Source organism: Klebsiella sp., assembly GCF_027492335.1.
Classification (GTDB): Bacteria; Pseudomonadota; Gammaproteobacteria; order Enterobacterales; family Enterobacteriaceae; genus Klebsiella; species Klebsiella huaxiensis.
On the sequence record NZ_JAPUEW010000010.1, the window covers coordinates 70,575 to 88,318 of the forward strand.

A 17,744-nucleotide genomic window follows, 5' to 3' on the forward strand; every position below is an offset into this window, starting at 1 on the left:
CATTCATCTTTGTAAATGCTAGTATCGATACCCACACCGGGATGCAGTTCTAAACCTGTACCCATAACAAGATTTTGATACTTAGCAGACGGTTCTCGGTTGTAATAGTAGCGTGCCTACATGTACACAAAACCAGCAGAACCCTGTGAAACTATCCATGCACCATATGATGAGTACTCGCGTGGACGATCAGTAATCTTATATTCAAATTCAAAACCTTAATATGTACCTATATACGCTTCAGATGTATTACTCTTACAGTATGGTGGCACCAGTAGCACCTATGCTATCACCTTTGTAGTTATTAAAAATAAAGTCTTAATCATCTTATGATAATTTCTTATCAGAAAAATCAAATATATTACTCTAATTTGAAATGCAGATTCCTTTTTTATAATCCTTGCCATATAATATTCTTGTACAATCTATGTACGGAGATTTAGGAAAATAACATGACAGATGCACAATTTGAATTAGACTACCCTCGGGAAAAATATGAGTATGTTAGAACCAGAATGCGTACTAAAGGAACAATGGGCCAAACAGAAATTGAGTACTTTGATATTGTATCAAAAGCAACAGGTGAAATTGTACTTAAAGCTACCAGAACCGAACATACCCAATTAAGAGGTTTAACAACGACTGTTAATTGGGATTGGTAATAAAAAATCACCACCAAATTTATTTAAGTGGACTTAGCATTAACAAAAAACCTGTATTCATTTTTTATGGATACAGGTTTTTTGTAATTAACCAAAGAAATCATCAATTCGTTTCAAGAGTTTTTGATTTGGTTTAGAGATAATCAGTACGATACCCTTGGCCGTTTGTTTAATTGATTTTGTATGCTTCTTTGCAACTTCAGGTAGTCGTTGATGATCCAGTACTTGATAACCCCCTCGCACTGGCTTGAGTACTCCATCACTGACAAGCTTATCAACATCTATTTGTTTCCATTCATCACGATATGACTTCAATGCGTCATATGCTTTTTGCTGAACTTCAAGAGCTGAAAGTTCTTTTTCATCTGACATAGTTAGCAATCCTCAATTAAATGAAAAGTATATCATAATTAGAAAATTTGTTCACAACAACCCTAAAAATTAACTTCCTCCAACCATAATCAATAACACTTGTAACAACTGACCTAATGGTACTTGAATCACCACAATGCCAAAAGCATCTAGTACTGGTACAATTATCCAATTGTAGAGAATGATAAGGGTAATAGCAAATCCTAAAGCATTACGCCATGTTAGCCCTTTCTTGATTTCTTCTCTATTAGTTTCATTTGCTTCTTTAATTTTTTTTAAGTTTACATTAATTCCATTTTCTTGTTTTTTCTGGAAAAAAGAAAATCCAGTTTTTATAAGTTCTAGTATTGTGGTAATCATTCCTTTATTCCTACACAGTACTGATAGAATTGCCTCCCCTTTTGACTGATCATATGTGAACCAAAAAGTACTACGTCAAATTTAATCCCTTCATACTCCCATTCAAGTACATCACCAACGTTCCATTGGTCTTGTTTTTTTTGAAAAACGATATTCATGAATTGCTTTACATTAGGATCAAGTATCTTTAGTTTTTTCTTCATTCTCTTGTGAGTTAGATGAATCATCACTTCAAAATTATATGAGTTACCAAAAGGGGTAATTCCATCTAGTTTTATTTTATTTACATCTTCACCGAAATGGTGTTCTTCAATATTCATTACATTCCCTTTTTAACTGAAAAATGTCCTTTGATATTAGAAACAATCATACGAATGCCTTTCTCGCCTTCTTGATAGAAGTCATAGATCATTTTACGTTTTTTAAATTCCTGAATACCAATGACACGTTTTATTTTTGTTTTAGTATCTTTCTTAGTTGTATCAATTAATCTTTTCTTACCACCAGAATTTACTACTTTGTACTTTTTACTTTTAAGACTAGTACGTAGTCTTGCAATGTTTCCTTGCTTAGTTAAAGGGGCTGCTGAAGTGTTAATAAACTTATCAATTGCAACAGGCTTATTAATAATTTCATATAAGTAATTATTTTGAATATTTTTAACTCCAATGTAGCAAGTTATACCACCAGTTCTTTTATTAAATTTGAAATAGATGGACTTACTAGTGAAGTTCACACCACCCTTATCAATCGAGTTATCTAAATCAGTTTGCATTTTCAGTGCTAAAGCACGACTTTGTATTATCAATTCATTTTGGAATTCGCTTTTAAGATCCCTTCCCTTTTTATTAATATATGTGATAGTTTCCTCTAGCCCCTTTATTTTACTCTTTATCTTCATAATACCCCCATTGAAATAGTTACATTGTATTTAGTTCAAATATGATAATAATTCCTGTAATATTCCATATAGTCTTTTTTTATCATTACCTGTTGGTAGTCTTGCTTTATGCATGATTGATAAGTTCAAATTACCAGGTTTAAGTCCCTCATTAATAATTAGTGCAGTTTCAATCAAAAGTGTTTCTTTCATATTAGGAAAAGCCCATAGAATAGTTTTAATGTACTCTTCTCCATCATCAATTTTTTGATTGACAATTCTAGAACTGCTTGAGTACTCACGCCAGCCATTCTCTACAGATTCAGGTTTAATTTTTTTATATGTTTTAACTCTTTTATACATCTGTTTGCTACCAATGTATGAACTACCATCTTCAAACTGAAACATGTAGACGAAACCTGCAAAATTACCATTTAATAGTTCTTCTTCGCTCCAATCATCAGTGTATTGCCATTCCTTCGACATTTTAAATCTCCTAAATATTCTTACATAAACTTATATAGGAATATTTATAAATGGATTTAAAAGAAAGATTGATCAGATATGAGGGTACTAAAGAATACCAAATAACTTTGGGGTATTTTAAGAATGATAAATTTTGGGCGTATAAAGATAGTCTAGGATACACTACTATTGGATATGGTCATTTAGTACAAAATAATGAAAATTTCAGTAATGGACTATCTGCAATTGATGCAGATATTCTACTTGCAAAAGATATTGAAAAAGCAAAAGCACAATTGATGACTCTTAATCTTGGAGTACTACCACGCGATATTGAAGATTATCTTGTGATTATGTTATTCCAACTTGGATTGGGGGGAGTACAGAAGTTTAAGAAACTACTTGCAGCAGCAAAGGCACATAATCGTGATGGAATGCGTAGAGAATCTGTTGATTCATTATGGTATCGTCAAACACCAAATCGCGTTAAAGATATGAATAAGAACTTACAATAAAAAAGGGGTCATTAAGCCCCTTTGTTATGTAGAAGTGTTTTGATCTCTCTAATGTCTAGTTTAACATCGGTTAACACCTCTCGAATCTCTTTAATTTCGTCCACATCATCACGCAACTCACTAATACGAATTTCTGCTGTACTTACCTTTGTTTCTAGTTCTCCAATACGTGTGAACATATCTTTACGACTATTTAACCACGACTTAAAGAGATAAACCACAAATGGTAGTATAACTGCCGTAAATAACCATTCCATAGTATATCCTTATTATTTTTATAATTACTATGTTATTTATAGTTACTATATTAATACATGTTTTCAATACATGGAATATTAAGTGACGTTAAACGATTACCAGTTACTGAGTATCTTGAAGTCCATTTAGAGTTGGTAAGACCTTTTGAGCATTTAACTTGATTACCATTCATCATCAAACCTGCCCATTTTAGATAGTCCTGAGAACCTGATACGGTACTATCATATCCATATCTACCAAGCATTACGAAACGGTTTCCAATGTCCTTATAATCCCATGATGGGCTATAGTTGAAGCCAGTGTAAACGAATGGACGTTTTGAAGTACTAAAAGTACATTGCCCCGCTGCATTAAAGAAATTCAAACCAGTTGATGGTGTTGGTTGTGCTGCTGCGAACACGGCAATCTGCATAGTTACGGATGCACTTTCATCATCACCATTTTTATTCACACATGCGGTAATATTATTACCATCAAATTCAACTGTAATTCCATCTGCCGACCATCTAGCAAAGCATATATATCTACTTCTATCAATCCCATCATATGTTGGCATAGTCCATGAACCATTTACAGTTATAGTATCACGATATATACAGTAACCAATTGAAGATGTATTTGTTATTGCGAGAAAATTTGAAGAATCTTGAATATATAATCCGTGAGTACCAGAAATTGATGATGGGTAAATCTGCCATATTGCAGAATCAAAAGTCCTTGCCCTTCCCCAATTATCTGACCACCAAGTATTCATTGTTATCTGTGAACCATTTTGAGAGTACCCCGAAAACATACCAATTGTTGGTACAACGTTTGTACCACGATATGTACTAAAAACACAGTCTTTTGGAAATACTACAATTTGACTACCTTCAACATAATTATTAATTGTATATTGATTATTATCCCATTGAGTTGATAGTTGGTTAGCAAAGGCAGGGCATCTAAGCCCTGCTGTTATTTCCATTGCTGGACCACCATCATTTAAATTTATATAAAGTCCATTTGGCATTACCATCTCCCTAATCTAATCATTCCGCCACCTGGTATATTTACTGTTACACCATCGTTATTAATTGTAACTACATTACCTGTACCATTGAATCCAAAATTACCATCACTTGCCGTGATATTACCCCGTACTACTACGTTGTTAAATTCACTTGCACCATCTTTAGTAATTCTCCAGCCATTTGAACCAGCAGTGTAATTATTAGACTGAATGAAGTTACCTATCTTGGCATTTGTAATACTTCCATCTACTATTTTGCCTTCATTAATACTTGCATTTGCAATCTTAGCATTTGTAATTGCACTATCTGAGATATAAACCGAACCTAAACTACCTTCCTGAATCATTGCAGTTTTGATATATGTCTTACCATTAATAACACTAAATGGGGGAGTATCACCGGCAACTGCTGTATCACTACCAGAAACTATGAATTTGTTTGCTGCAAAATACACTGCTGATGTTTTATCTACTCCATCACTTGCAAGTAATCTAAAGCCAGCAACTTCACCACCTGCTTTCACTGATAGCGAATATGACGCATTTATTGTATCAATATCGGCCTTTGTTGCCATTTCCTGATTAACAGTCGCAATATTACCATCAACATCACTTCTCAATTGTGTAATCTGCTGAGTTGTTGCAGTGTTATTATCAACAATGGTTTGGTTCATCTCAGTAATCTTTGCAGTCACATCATTATCAATTTGATTTTGAAGTACATCGATTTGTGTATTTGTGTATTGATTACTTTCATTAACTGCACCATTCAATGTATCTTCAAGTCTATTATCTAGATCAAGGATATTATTGATTTCAGTTGCATCTTGTTCGGTGAATACATATTTGGAGTTAATGCTAATTTCAATTTCTTCTGAGTACTTAATATTATCCATACCAAAGGCATCAAACAATCCTACTTTAACTCTATAGTTACCATCCTGAACGTTTGGAACAGAATCAAACTCTGGTTTATTACTAATATAGTTTTGTGTTGAAGCATCTGACGATAGAATAATACTTGCACCTGCATAATCTGGTTCAGTTGATTCAATCCAGTTAACAAATAGATTACCAAACCCACCTGATATGCGAACATCTTCAACTAATCCAGACTGTTTGTTTTCAACGGTCATTTTAACTTCCTGTGAGTACGTACCACTATTGAAGCCTTGTGCGGTAATACCAATTGTTGGTTTACGTATGCGTAAATTGTTAAGTTCAAATGTATAGTTAAAATTATCTTCCTTAGTGTAGTAAGTTGCTTTTAATGTACTACCATCATAAATTTTTACTACATAGTGCTTAAAATAGTTTGAGAAAGAAAGGCCATTTACTTTAAGATTACTTTGGTTATCCCATTCAAGATTAAAATCAAGTGAAGTCGTTTCATATAATCCGGTAGTAGCATTGGTTAATTTTAAACCAGTGATCGATGGTAAAGTGAATGCAAACTCAGGAGTAATATTACCTAGAACTGCCTTAACTGATACCCCACCAATGATATTGAATGCAGCCACACCGAAATCATACTTTTTATCAAAATCCAATCCAAATATATCAAACTCATATAGTGTTGGTACAGTTTGACCTGTAATAACCCAGTTTGTTGTACCAGTTTCACGATAATACACATAGTATCCACGAACATTTGAAGATGGACTTGCACCCCATGATATATTAACTACGGAACCTGTTGTGATATCACCCTTACGAGTTACTTCTAAATTGACTGGTGGAAGTATTAGACGACCTTCATCTGGATTGATAATCCCATCGGGAGACCAAACACCAGGATCTGTACCATCAAAAATTGCATCTGGATATTCAATACATGTAATAGTGCAATAACCAACGCTTTGTTGATCAGTTGCAATAGTCTTAGAGAGTACTTTAAACTTACCAGCAACCATCAATTCTTTAAAATCTACATCAATACTATCCCAAACTCTTAAATCCCAACCTTCTGGTGTAGTGAATGTTAGAGTACGTTTTGCAAATTTAGTTTTTCGTAATTCCGCATTTACTAATGTTGCTAATACATTTTCGTTATATACGGCCTTGAAATCACGAGCAAGAGTAATAACCATACCATCACTTCTAATAACTTCATCTGAATCAATATCTGATGGAATACGTAGTACTTCATCAGCATACATTGATGTTGGTTTTGTAAAGCTTGCATCAATTGTATTATAATAATCAGATGTACCAGAAGTAGTTACTGTTGCTTCACCAATAATGTTTGATTCATTAAAAGATGCAACTGATAATGTTTTACGATCTACTGTTAGATATACTTGACCACCATGAATATAAAGAATACCTGCACATGCTTGAAGTATACTATCTATGTTTTCCTTATAAGTACTTTGATATGACATTGCAATATTACTAGTTAATCCTTGTTGATAACAATATTGACTGACTTCATAAAATGACTGTTTATTAATTAACGCAGGGTCAATACCCATACCATATATTGGATTTACAAAAAAATCGTAAACTTGTGATGCAGGGCATGAAGTGGCAAATGTATTACCAGAATTAAAATCATATATGCTTTGTCCCTTCATCTCAACTGTCATGTTGAAATTGTCATTAGTTAGTATTCCATCCATTGTACTATCTTCAGTCTTGTAAATTACTGCTGATATAGATACAACACCTTTCCCAAGAAACGAATCAGTCCATTTTGGACCTGCATATTGTTTTGCTAATTGTTTTGTAGTCGTATAATCACCACCAAAACGAACTTCTAGTTGTAAGTACTTTGCAAACTTTGAAATTATACTAGTCTTTGCAACTATACCATCTTGTGTAATTGGAACCTCTAGAACTGGTTCACCATCAAAATATATTTGTTCAATATGGTTTGCTGTACCTGTCATTGATACTACTTGTTCAGAGAAAAAGTATTGAGAACTACCATTTGGTACGTTATACCAGTTATTGATCACTGAGGTTAGAACAAAAGAACCACCACTACTATCGGGTTTATTTGGTCCAGATCCACCATAAATTATTGGCAATCCACTTGTTGGTGATGTTGATCTACTAAGTGCACTGGTTACATCATTATATCCCGTTGTAGTACCAACCTGTGCCATTAAGCTTGTTGATACTAAACTTAATGCACCTGCCGCTGCTCCCCAATATGCCGCAACGGTTAGTGTTGCACCACCTGTATATGCAGCAGCGGCCACCATTACTGCGGTTACTAATGCGGTAAAAATACCGCCTCCTGAAATACTCATTGTTGCATCCCTCTATAATACTTTCCATATCTTTTCTTTGTGTCTAGTTTAAATGCTGTATGATCATCATTGATGCATACAAGACGATTTGAAACTATAATACCCATCTGTAAGGGGTTATTAGTATCAACCCATATATCACCATCAATTGGCACTTCAATTTCTTTGCATTCTTTAATTACGATTTCATGAGTTGAATTAAATCCAAGATCCTGTAATTGTTTAAGCCCTTCTTTAAGCGTTGAGTACTTTGCAATATCACACCAACTTGTACCACATAGTAAATCTATAATACGTAAGGAAACAATATTGCAATCATTAGTACCATACTCATATGGACTATTTAAGGCAGTTTCAATTATTGACATTATTTCATTATGAATCATTTTTTCATTCTCCATTCTTGATCTGCCTTGTTAACTTGTCCCAATAAACTCATAAATGTATCACCTGGATAGTAACTTTGATAAACTGAATTACTTGCTAATGTGCGGCTTTGTACATCTAGTTTTTGATATATTGAGTTTATATTAATTGTCATCTCAGCAACTGCTTCATTTGGGTTTGCTTTTGCTTCACAATAATCAATATAACCTGCAAACATTAATTGTGAGTAAATTGCATTTGTTGTATAGGGATCAAGTACTACCATATAAATATTAACTTTTGCTTTAAATAATTGATTAGTTAATGCCATCATTTGAACTGAGTTATCTACATTGCTAATCTTGAATGAAATCGAGTTATTACTAATACCCTTTTCTTCACTAAATGCGGGTAAAGAATCCTGAATGATATCTGGTGCAGATTGATAAATCGTCCCCCCCATTGAAATCTCTTTAAATGCATCAGTCCAATGGATTGCACTCTGATTAACTGGAAATACATCAAAACAATTTACATGTTGCCCCAAAGTCATTACATCAGTAATTGATAGTTTAGTTTTGTTATCACCTTTCACTAGGTTCCAATACTTTATTAAATTTGAGTTTGTTAAAAGTTCATCCATTAAAATTTCTCCCTTGCCGTAAATTTCATTTGTACTATATTAGTTATCGGCATTGAGAAATCATTGTCAGCATCAAGCATTGCACGTAGTATGATTCCGTTGTAAGTAATCATCTCACCATTTTGTACACCACTACGTAACGAAGGAAATATTGTTAATGACGTATTACCTCTATCAATTATTCGATAAATCTTTTTATGATTTGCAAATTGAATTAGTGTACCAAGTGAAAGTACTTGATTGTTAGTAGGTATTACTATACTACCTGCTGAAATATTTGAAGTGCTTGCAACTGCACCAGTTTCTAAACCTGTATAAGATGATAAATGACCGAGTGAAATATCAAATGTTTTACCCTGACCATATTCCCCAATGAATGCTTGTACTTCTGCACGGTCTTTGATATTAAAATTCAATGCGAATTCAATTTCATAATATTGAATACCTGTAAGACGTTGAATAGATTGACCTGTCCATGATACTTGCTCATACTTAGGTTCATTACTTTTTAGATTTACATTTGAAATCTTAACGTTATTTGTAAAAGTAAGCATATATTAAATCCTTTTGTTATTTGCTTATAATATTTATATAAAAAAAGGGGCTTAATGCCCCTTTTTATGAGTTACGACGCTGAGAGTCCTTAACTGCTTGTACAATACTATTTTGATGTTTCTTAAGTTGGGCTTGGAATTCTCTATCATTAGTACCGGAATAATATATATTCATTGGTGCACTAATATTTGATTCAGTAATGTTTGCACCCTTCTCTTGATTATCAAGGAAGTTAGTTAGCTTCTTATTTGCCTCTGGTTGAACAACACGCTCACCTGCTTTAAGCATAAATGATTTGTTATTCATACTAGATGGTAGTTCATCGACACCTCCGTGGAACTGACCACTTACCCCCATTGCTGTACTAATAATTGAAGTACCTAATGCTGCAATATTTGCGTAGTATGCCATCTTCTCTGGAAATGTTGCACCCGATGCTAAACCACCTGCCATTGCCTCTTGAATCTTCAATATAGTCATACCAATTGATAGACCACGTTGCACAGCAAAGGCAGCTTGAGCTGCAACACTGGATTCACCCATAACTGCTGCCATATTATTACCAATAGTACTAAATGATTGTTCCAATGATTGTAATTGTGCTGTAGTTCCTTGCTTCTGTATTTGAACTGCCTTAGTAGCATAGAATGCAGTTATCTGTGCTTTACGTTTTTCATAGTCTTCATGACCTTGAAGTAGTAAATCATTCTGTTGCAACTGTAACTGTAATTCCTGTTGATTTGCTGCAAGTTGAGCTGAAGTTGTGTCTGCACCAATACCTTCTGCTTGTTGATTTGCAAGGAATCCTTTTTGATTATCACTTAAGGAACCAGATTGAAGAAGTCCAATATTGGTTTTCAACTGCTGATTTGGGTCTGAATAACCAATCATACCATTAATTATTTGTTCACGTTGATATGCAGAAAATTGGGCTTGCTTATTTAAGTACTCATCAAGTTCTTTCTGCGATAGTTTAAGTACTTCTGCATTCTTTTTAATCTTATCGGTGATTTCAGTTTGTTGGCGGTCGAACACTGCAATCTGTCTTTCACTACTACCAATAGTTGAATCTGCACTTATCTTATTAAGTTCTTCTTGTGCTTTTTTACGATCATCTAGAAGTTTCTTTTCTGCTACTGCCGCTTTAGCCGCTGCCGCTTGTGCCTTCGCTGCTGCCGCTGCGGCTTTGGCTGCTTCTTGTTCCTTATTCTTCCAACCGTCATTTGGATCTAATGTAACGGTTGCGGTCTGAGTTGGTAGAGTATTATTAAGTTTTGGCATTACAGGGTCGGTATCTTGTCTAAAATGTTCTGCACCATCAGACATTAAACCCATTACTGTACTCAACCCTGGGAACATATGGGTGATTTCATTAATCTTAATCTGTAAATCAGTTGCAGTTTGTAAAATATCAACTAGAAAATTAGTTGAGTTAACATCACGCATTGCAGTTGCTAAATTATTAGTTGCAGTAACTAATGGTGTAAGTACATCAATGAGATATGTTTTACTTGTATCCGTTAATGAGCTTAAATTCTTATCAAATTCTGTATATTGTGTAGCTTGTTCATCACTTACTGCCACGGCTTGAGATTGAATTTTATTCCATGCATCTTGTGCATTAGCTGATTCATTAAGTACTCCAGTTAATCTACTGGCATCACTTGCTAATGACTCTAAGAAGAATTTCTGATCTGCATTTGATGCTCCAGCTGCTCTTAAGTCATAAAACGCTTGTATTACTGCTTTGATACCACCATTTGGATCATTAAGTAGTTTAGTAAATTTCTTTGGATCTAAACCAACTGAAAGCATATCATCGGCAATCCCGCCACCATTACGGTATGCATCGGCCATTTTATCAAGTGCATCTTGGTTAATGTCGGCCATCTTATCTGCACCTAAACCAGTAGATCTAAATGATTTCTCTAGTTTTTGTAAATCAGAAACAGAGATACCGGATTGTTTTGATAGTTGATTAAGTTCACGAACTGTTTCATTAACTTTAAGTACTAAACCACCAAGTGCAGTTGCTGCCAATCCAGATATTGAGATTAAACCAGTTAAGCCACCAGTAATTTTTCCTAGTCCAGATGCCATTGCATTTGATGCATTGCCTATACTACCACCAACATTTTTACCAAAACTATCAAGTTTCTTTTCTGCTTGATTCACCGCTGCAACTAAACCAGAACTATCACCATTTAGTTCTATTTCGGTACTATTCCTTCTTGCCATCTTTATTCTTTCCATTAGATTCAGCGAGTTTTTTAATCATTTCGCCCATATTATCAATTTCATTTTTATCTTTATTTTTCTGAGATTGAACTCTTTCTTCATATCGCTCTTTAGTAGTTCTAGAGTCATCCATAACACCTAAGAAATCGTAATCAGAAATTTTAATACTCTTAGCAATTTCTTTAGTCATACCGGGATTATTCATAGTAATTGAATGGCATAGATGAGCATGATAAAGCATGTCCATCTTAGTACCAGAAGGTTCAATATATGTGTCATAAACCATTAATGCATTGAAAAGATCAGTGTCTATAGCTTCAAATTCAGAGGGGCTTAACCCCCGTTTATTAATCATCTTTAGGTAGTAGCGAAATTCTGGAGACTCAATTACTTTTTTTCAATCTCATCAACAACATCACTTACTTCTGCAATTTTTTGAATTGCATCAAATAATGTTTTTTGGTGAATGAAATCAATAGAACCAACATTAATACGTCCATCAATATCTGTGTCTGCAAAAATTGGATCACCATTCTCATCTTTAACACAATATATTAAAGTGCTTGCAATAGTATCACACTTGGGTAGATCACTTGCCGATGGACGTTGTATATATACAACTTCACCAACTAGTTCAAATTTTTCAAGTTGTGGCTTTAATTTGCTTTTTAAATTTTCTAAATTCATTTTGTCATTCCTATATAATTAAAAAGGGAGAATAAGTTTCCCTATCCCCCATTATTTAGTCATTAATATTATTCGCTAATACCATAATCTACTGGTCCGCCATCAACCGCCAAGTTGAAAGCTTTCTTAATTACTTCATCTTTATCACCAGAAACACTAGCGGTAGAGACAAATGCGTTATAAACAACAAAGTATCCACTTGTATGTGTTGAATCTGTGAAGTACTCAATCTTAACCTGGCAACGTGATTGGGCATCTGCAATAGTTTCCATTTGTTGATGAACTTCATTATCTGGAATCCAGTTAACACTTAATTCAATATCTGGAATACTTTTAGTACCTAATAGTTTACGATTGTATGATGAGTTAAAGACAACAACATCAATTACTGTTGATTCAAAACCAGAAGTAGTGAATGTTGCAATTGAAGGGATTTCTTTAAAGTCTGTTGCTACAGTAGCTCCTACAGTTCCTACGGAAACTTTAAGATTACTGCCGCTAAAAATGTCCATAGCCATTTATATATTTCCTTATAAGTTAATTCGAGGGACTTTCCTTGTCCCTCACTGTTTTATTTATTACTTTGATTCAAGTGCTTTCATTCTAGCTTCAAGTGAATCTAATTTTGCTTGTTGACCACGACTAATGAATAGATTTAATTGATCAATACGGAATGAATAACGATCCCCGGCTGGAACTACTGTTTCAATTGGATTATCATTTTCATCATATTCATTGATTTTAATTTCTTCTTCCCATTTGTCATAACAGATAAATCCATAATGGAATGGTTCAAGATCACATGATTCCATGATCTCAATTGCTCTTTGAACAGTCAGACCACAATGTTCACGTGCTTCATCTTTTTCAAGTTCAGATTTATCTTTCCAAGACCAAAAACCAATTTCATTTGCAAGTAACTGTGCAGCTTTTAATTCATTATCAGTGAATGTTCTTACATCAGTTTTTAAACGAGCATCAGATGTGTTAATTGTACCATTACCTGCATATACTACACTGACACGATAGCCAGAAGTACCCAAGGAGAATGAATTATCAACACGTGGTAGTAAGTTACCATTTGGATTCATTTCCCAGATTGCTCTACGAGTTTGTGATGCGGTTAGTGTTGTATGAAACTCAATACCAGTTCCTCTACTTGTACCACTCCATCCTTCCCACGCAGCTATACGGATACCACCCATAATTGAAGTAAAGGTACTACCATTGTGTCCAGCAAGTCCAATCCACACTTCATCATTCTGTTGTGTTGCACCCGGTGAATCATATGTACCATTACATGATATGGCACGAATAACAGTTGATGATGTTAATCCATTACGTGGGGTTATTAGGTTAATTTCATTTGATGAGTTATTAAACTGTTTAAATCCACGACCATTAAGATCTGTTAGTACAGATGGTGTAAGTTTATAGGTATCCATTGGTACGTCATAACCACAATATAAATCACCATTATTTGATGTTGCAAAAGTTTGTCGTCTATCATCCATTGTACTATTTAATGGAGTTGTTAATAGTCTGAACCATCCACCATGATTAGTTGCTGATGCTGTACCATCCATTAGGAAATGTTGAGATACATTACTATGTTCAGTGTATGTTGTACCTGTCCAAGGACGTGAACCGTAACCACCAATTAGTACTCCAGTTGCAACCGCTGAACTATTTGCAGGTTTTACATAGTTATGGAATACAGCACTACCACCACCAGTGTTAACAATACCAAATGTACTTTCAGTTGCATTAGAAGAATCAAATACAATACCTGTACCCATTCCTTCTGTACTATTAATAGAACGTAATGTGACGTTACCGTTTGCATATGGGAATATCACACCCGGCATAGTTTGGTTATCAGTCCAGGTATTACCACCACTAAGTACAGGAATATTATTACCAGATGTACCTATGCTATAGGTTACTACATTACCAAGCCCAAGGTTTGTACGTGCAGTTGATTTATTTGGTACATCATTTAAATTACTTCCAGCCTTTAATTGTGTATCATTAGTTACATTACTAAGCCCAACATCAGTTTTATTTAATGTGATATTACCTGATAGTGGTTTATCATTTACAGTTGTTGTCTTGGGTACAAGTGTTGCTACCGTGGTAGTAATATCCGTAGTTAGATCATCAATCTTTGTGCTTAAATTATTATTAACTGAATCAATTTTACCATCAAGCGTAGCAATCTCTGTAGTTAGATCATTATTAACTGAATCAATTTTGCCATCAAGTGTAGCAATCTCTGTAGTTAGATCATTATTAACTGAATCAATTTTGCCATCAAGTGTAGCAATGTCTGTAGTTAGATCATTATTAACTGAATCAATTTTGCCATCAAGTGTAGAAATGTCTGTAGTTAGATTATTATTAACTGAATCAATTTTACCATCAAGTGTAGCAATGTCTGTAGTTAGATCATTATTAACTGAATCAATTTTACCATCAAGCGTAGCAATGTCTGTAGTTAGATCATCATTAACTGAATCAATTTTACCATCAAGCGTAGCAATGTCTGTAGTTAGATCATCATTAACTGAATCAATTTTACCATCAAGTGCTGAATCTTTATTATCAACTTCACTCTTTGAGTAAATTGATAGATTAGTACGAGCACCATCGGCTGTATTTGATCCTGTACCACCACATGTAATTTCTAACGGATTTGTTAGTGTTAAAATTCCAGTTATGTTTAGATTTCCACCAATTGTACCACCACCAAGTGGTAAGTACTTTGCATCTGCCATTGGTGAGGTTACAATTCGAGTCCATGCAGTGTTTGCATTTTTTGCATATATTGCTAATGTACCACTAGTAGTTAATGCAATTGAACTAAACTTTGATTCATCAATTAGACCAATACCCATAACATCAGAACTTGTAGGACTTCCAGAACTACCAGATGGTATTTTAATAAAACTGTTTCCGGTTGGTACATCTGGTTGATATTGTGGAACTGTAACACCATTGGAGCCAACACCATATGAACCCTCATTCAATGGTATAGATGCAACTGCACGTGCTGATCGTACCATTACATTCATAGTTGAGAAGATATAACTCTTCTGTACTACTGCATCTTTTTCACCAGAAAGGCTATATGAACTGATTGAACCATTTAGGATTGAATAATCAATAATTCCCGCTTCATCAGTTTGGTACTCAATAATTAATTGAAATTCGGTTTGATTCTCTGCTGCCGCATCCAAAAACATATGAGTTTCACTATCGGGAATGTAGTTTACTACAATCTCAAGATCGCCAACAGTTTTACCACCAACGATTAAAGTACTATAATCACTATTATATACTTCGATTTTATTTGTTTCTGAATTAAATGTGACACTTGGCATTGCTGCAAGTGATGCGACTTGAAAATTTTTGTAATTATCAGGAATTAAATTTGCCGTATCTGTATTGTAATATAGCTTTAAACCATTCCCTGTAAAAATATCACTCATTTATGTTCCTTATTATCTTTTTAAAGTAGCTATGATATTTATAGTGAACACAAGTGAAATTCTTCCAGTTGTTGGATCATCAATTAAAGTACTATTACCAAAATCGAGACTAATTAAATTAATTCCTGCTGGTGCAAAAATCATTTTAGTTTGAGTTAGAACATATTCAACAATAATATCAAATGCTTCTGGAGGCAATTGATTAGTTGGAGTTGAACTAATTAGAAACTCAAAACTAAAATCACCTTGTTGTCGTGGAATTACAGCATAATCTAGTGCTGTATATTCTTGTGTTACGCTCACTAAAGAGAATAATGATTGTGTACTACTAACCTTCATTGCTTTACGTAGTGGTTGTAGATTATTTAAACTACTTGTTAAAGTATTCTTAACTGTTGTTAAAAGCCCTGCCATTAGTAGCCCCCATAGTTGTTATATAATGTTTCTCTTACATATAATTCAACAAGGCCACTCAAATCATCATATATGTTATAAATTGTATATTCAACATTATCAATAGTAACAATAGATTCAATAGCTACTACTGAAATGTCTTTTTTATTAATTGAAATAAAAGTTTCTGTACTTTCAATCATGCCTTGAGTACCGCTATCAATGACAACGGGGCGTACATCTACAATCCCTGTAAATGTCGCCCCGTTAATTTCAATAGGTTGACCAAAGGCATTTAGGAAAGTGGAATCAATTTGATTACTTGTAAAATGCCTCATAGTTAGTCCTCAATTATGCTTTGATTTTGATTTGTACAAAGTCTTCTTCGCGAGCGATTGCAACATCTAACCATTGGTGAGACCAAACGATCATGGTTTGCTCAGAACGTTTTGTAGTTTCGTCAAAATCTAGTTCTTGACCTTCTACCCAGTTAGCGAAAATAACAGAACGGAAATCACCGATTAGTACTGTATCTTCTGCAACTAGAGTGCTTTCAATCACACGTACTTCGTCGTTTAGCCACATGTCATAACGATGACCAGCTACCATTGCTACTGCTGCAACGTTGTTTAGTACTGGAGTTTGACGTAGTTTAGCTAGAGTTTTTGGGTGAACGATTGCAACACAATCATTTACGCTCACATTTGCAGTGCCTAGTGCAGCGATAGCACCTTGTACGTCTGCTTCGGTTAGAGTGCCGGAAGCGGCAGTTTCGATTACTGGAACGGTAGCTTGAATTTGTGCGAATACAGCTTGTTCAAGACCATTAGAGCAATAACGGAGAATTTCATCAGTTACATAACGATCGATGTTAGAGTTTGAGAGACGCATTGCTTTCGTAACTGGAATACCAGCAGCAAAGTGACGTGGTTTTAAAGTTACTTTGTCAAATCCAGCAATTGATAACGAAACTGGTTCGTCTTCGCCATAGAATTTAGCAGCAGGAGCCACACCTGTAGATTTTGGTACTGCTAGGTTTCCACGTCCAGCTAGACCACCATATACAGTAACAGGTAATGTGCCTAATACTGAACGAGATAAAAGAGTACGGATATAATCATCTGTAGTCTCAGTTTTAACAGCACCAACAGCAGTAACAGTACTGGTAGTATCATTCACACCACGAACCATTTGATTTAGGTCGATAGTATAACCTTGATGTCCACGCTCAAAACCGTCTAGTTTAGATGCATCTTCCATTGCAGATTTAATTAGAGTTTTTTTCATTGTTTCGATTTCCTTATCGATTGGTTTATTATCTTTATTTAGTGTGCGTTTGAATTCCTCCACGCTAATGCCACTATTGATTGCTTCGTCTACATTGACATCTAGTACTAAAGCTATTGATTGAAGTTCGCGAACACGTTCATCTTCTTCATCTTTATTTAGTGATTCTTTAACAGCATTTACGATAGAATCTTTATGTTGTTCGAAAGAGCGTTCTAAAACATCTTCTACAGATAATTCTTCTCCTACTTGTACTTCTTGTACTTCTTGTACTTCTTGTACTTCTTGTACTTCTTGTACTTC

21 protein-coding genes are annotated in these 17,744 nt (G+C 34.5%); 2 read left to right on the plus strand and 19 right to left on the minus strand.

Going from position 1 to position 17,744, the window contains the following annotated elements:
- Nucleotides 1–452 precede the first annotated feature (452 nt).
- Nucleotides 453–662: a hypothetical protein gene (locus QVF11_RS04090; RefSeq protein ID WP_287855285.1), complete on the plus strand. Its 210-nt coding sequence runs from the start codon at nucleotides 453–455 to the stop codon at nucleotides 660–662.
- 87 nt (nucleotides 663–749) lie between these two features.
- Here the strand turns inward: QVF11_RS04090 and QVF11_RS04095 are convergent, their stop codons facing one another.
- The 5 genes from QVF11_RS04095 to QVF11_RS04115 form a co-directional block, all read right to left on the minus strand.
- Nucleotides 750–1,034, minus strand: coding sequence for a hypothetical protein (locus tag QVF11_RS04095; RefSeq protein WP_287855286.1), 285 nt, complete (start codon nucleotides 1,032–1,034; stop codon nucleotides 750–752).
- A gap of 69 nt (nucleotides 1,035–1,103) precedes the next feature.
- Complete coding sequence (locus tag QVF11_RS04100; protein WP_287855287.1) at nucleotides 1,104–1,394, minus strand: hypothetical protein; 291 nt, start codon at nucleotides 1,392–1,394, stop codon at nucleotides 1,104–1,106.
- Nucleotides 1,391–1,714 carry a hypothetical protein gene (locus QVF11_RS04105; RefSeq protein WP_287855288.1) on the minus strand — a complete coding sequence of 108 codons (324 nt, stop codon included), beginning with the start codon at nucleotides 1,712–1,714 and terminating at the stop codon, nucleotides 1,391–1,393. Before QVF11_RS04105 ends, QVF11_RS04100 begins: the two co-directional genes overlap by 4 nt.
- A complete protein-coding gene (locus QVF11_RS04110) occupies nucleotides 1,714–2,295 on the minus strand; it encodes a hypothetical protein (protein ID WP_287855289.1) in 582 nt (193 codons plus the stop codon). The genes QVF11_RS04105 and QVF11_RS04110 overlap by 1 nt, the downstream gene beginning before the upstream one ends.
- Before the next feature lie 30 nt (nucleotides 2,296–2,325).
- On the minus strand, nucleotides 2,326–2,760 hold the full coding sequence (locus QVF11_RS04115; protein WP_287855290.1) for a hypothetical protein: 435 nt from the start codon (nucleotides 2,758–2,760) through the stop codon (nucleotides 2,326–2,328).
- A 50-nt stretch (nucleotides 2,761–2,810) separates the two neighbouring features.
- Between QVF11_RS04115 and QVF11_RS04120 the strand changes: the two genes are divergently transcribed.
- Nucleotides 2,811–3,254, plus strand: a complete 444-nt coding sequence (locus QVF11_RS04120; RefSeq protein ID WP_287855291.1) for a glycoside hydrolase family protein — start codon at nucleotides 2,811–2,813, stop codon at nucleotides 3,252–3,254.
- A gap of 11 nt (nucleotides 3,255–3,265) precedes the next feature.
- Here QVF11_RS04120 and QVF11_RS04125 read toward each other — a convergent pair whose 3' ends face one another.
- The 14 genes from QVF11_RS04125 to QVF11_RS04190 form a co-directional block, all read right to left on the minus strand.
- A complete protein-coding gene (locus QVF11_RS04125; protein ID WP_287855292.1) occupies nucleotides 3,266–3,511 on the minus strand; it encodes a hypothetical protein in 246 nt (81 codons plus the stop codon).
- A 50-nt stretch (nucleotides 3,512–3,561) separates the two neighbouring features.
- Complete coding sequence (locus QVF11_RS04130) at nucleotides 3,562–4,524, minus strand: DUF6453 family protein (RefSeq protein ID WP_287855293.1); 963 nt, start codon at nucleotides 4,522–4,524, stop codon at nucleotides 3,562–3,564.
- A complete protein-coding gene (locus tag QVF11_RS04135; protein ID WP_287855294.1) occupies nucleotides 4,524–7,781 on the minus strand; it encodes a phage tail tip fiber protein in 3,258 nt (1,085 codons plus the stop codon). Before QVF11_RS04135 ends, QVF11_RS04130 begins: the two co-directional genes overlap by 1 nt.
- Complete coding sequence (locus QVF11_RS04140; RefSeq protein ID WP_287855295.1) at nucleotides 7,778–8,182, minus strand: DUF6950 family protein; 405 nt, start codon at nucleotides 8,180–8,182, stop codon at nucleotides 7,778–7,780. Before QVF11_RS04140 ends, QVF11_RS04135 begins: the two co-directional genes overlap by 4 nt.
- Complete coding sequence (locus QVF11_RS04145; protein ID WP_287855296.1) at nucleotides 8,164–8,790, minus strand: DUF2163 domain-containing protein; 627 nt, start codon at nucleotides 8,788–8,790, stop codon at nucleotides 8,164–8,166. The genes QVF11_RS04140 and QVF11_RS04145 overlap by 19 nt, the downstream gene beginning before the upstream one ends.
- Nucleotides 8,790–9,344 (minus strand): hypothetical protein, encoded by a 555-nt coding sequence (locus QVF11_RS04150; protein ID WP_287855297.1) that lies wholly within the window; start codon nucleotides 9,342–9,344, stop codon nucleotides 8,790–8,792. Before QVF11_RS04150 ends, QVF11_RS04145 begins: the two co-directional genes overlap by 1 nt.
- Before the next feature lie 64 nt (nucleotides 9,345–9,408).
- The gene (locus tag QVF11_RS04155) at nucleotides 9,409–11,583 is read right to left on the minus strand and encodes a hypothetical protein (protein WP_287855298.1); all 2,175 of its coding nucleotides are present in this window, start codon (nucleotides 11,581–11,583) and stop codon (nucleotides 9,409–9,411) included.
- On the minus strand, nucleotides 11,567–11,938 hold the full coding sequence (locus QVF11_RS04160; protein ID WP_287855299.1) for a hypothetical protein: 372 nt from the start codon (nucleotides 11,936–11,938) through the stop codon (nucleotides 11,567–11,569). Before QVF11_RS04160 ends, QVF11_RS04155 begins: the two co-directional genes overlap by 17 nt.
- 32 nt (nucleotides 11,939–11,970) lie before the next feature.
- Nucleotides 11,971–12,270, minus strand: a complete 300-nt coding sequence (locus QVF11_RS04165; RefSeq protein WP_287855300.1) for a hypothetical protein — start codon at nucleotides 12,268–12,270, stop codon at nucleotides 11,971–11,973.
- Between the two features lie 68 nt (nucleotides 12,271–12,338).
- The gene (locus QVF11_RS04170) at nucleotides 12,339–12,788 is read right to left on the minus strand and encodes a phage tail tube protein (RefSeq protein WP_287855301.1); all 450 of its coding nucleotides are present in this window, start codon (nucleotides 12,786–12,788) and stop codon (nucleotides 12,339–12,341) included.
- A gap of 60 nt (nucleotides 12,789–12,848) precedes the next feature.
- Nucleotides 12,849–15,761: a tail fiber domain-containing protein gene (locus QVF11_RS04175; RefSeq protein WP_287855302.1), complete on the minus strand. Its 2,913-nt coding sequence runs from the start codon at nucleotides 15,759–15,761 to the stop codon at nucleotides 12,849–12,851.
- A 12-nt stretch (nucleotides 15,762–15,773) separates the two neighbouring features.
- Nucleotides 15,774–16,175 carry a hypothetical protein gene (locus tag QVF11_RS04180; protein ID WP_287855303.1) on the minus strand — a complete coding sequence of 134 codons (402 nt, stop codon included), beginning with the start codon at nucleotides 16,173–16,175 and terminating at the stop codon, nucleotides 15,774–15,776.
- Nucleotides 16,175–16,492, minus strand: coding sequence for a head-tail joining protein (locus tag QVF11_RS04185; RefSeq protein WP_287855304.1), 318 nt, complete (start codon nucleotides 16,490–16,492; stop codon nucleotides 16,175–16,177). Before QVF11_RS04185 ends, QVF11_RS04180 begins: the two co-directional genes overlap by 1 nt.
- 13 nt (nucleotides 16,493–16,505) lie before the next feature.
- On the minus strand, nucleotides 16,506–17,744 hold a 1,239-nt coding region (locus QVF11_RS04190), incomplete at its 5' end, for a phage major capsid family protein (RefSeq protein ID WP_353738512.1).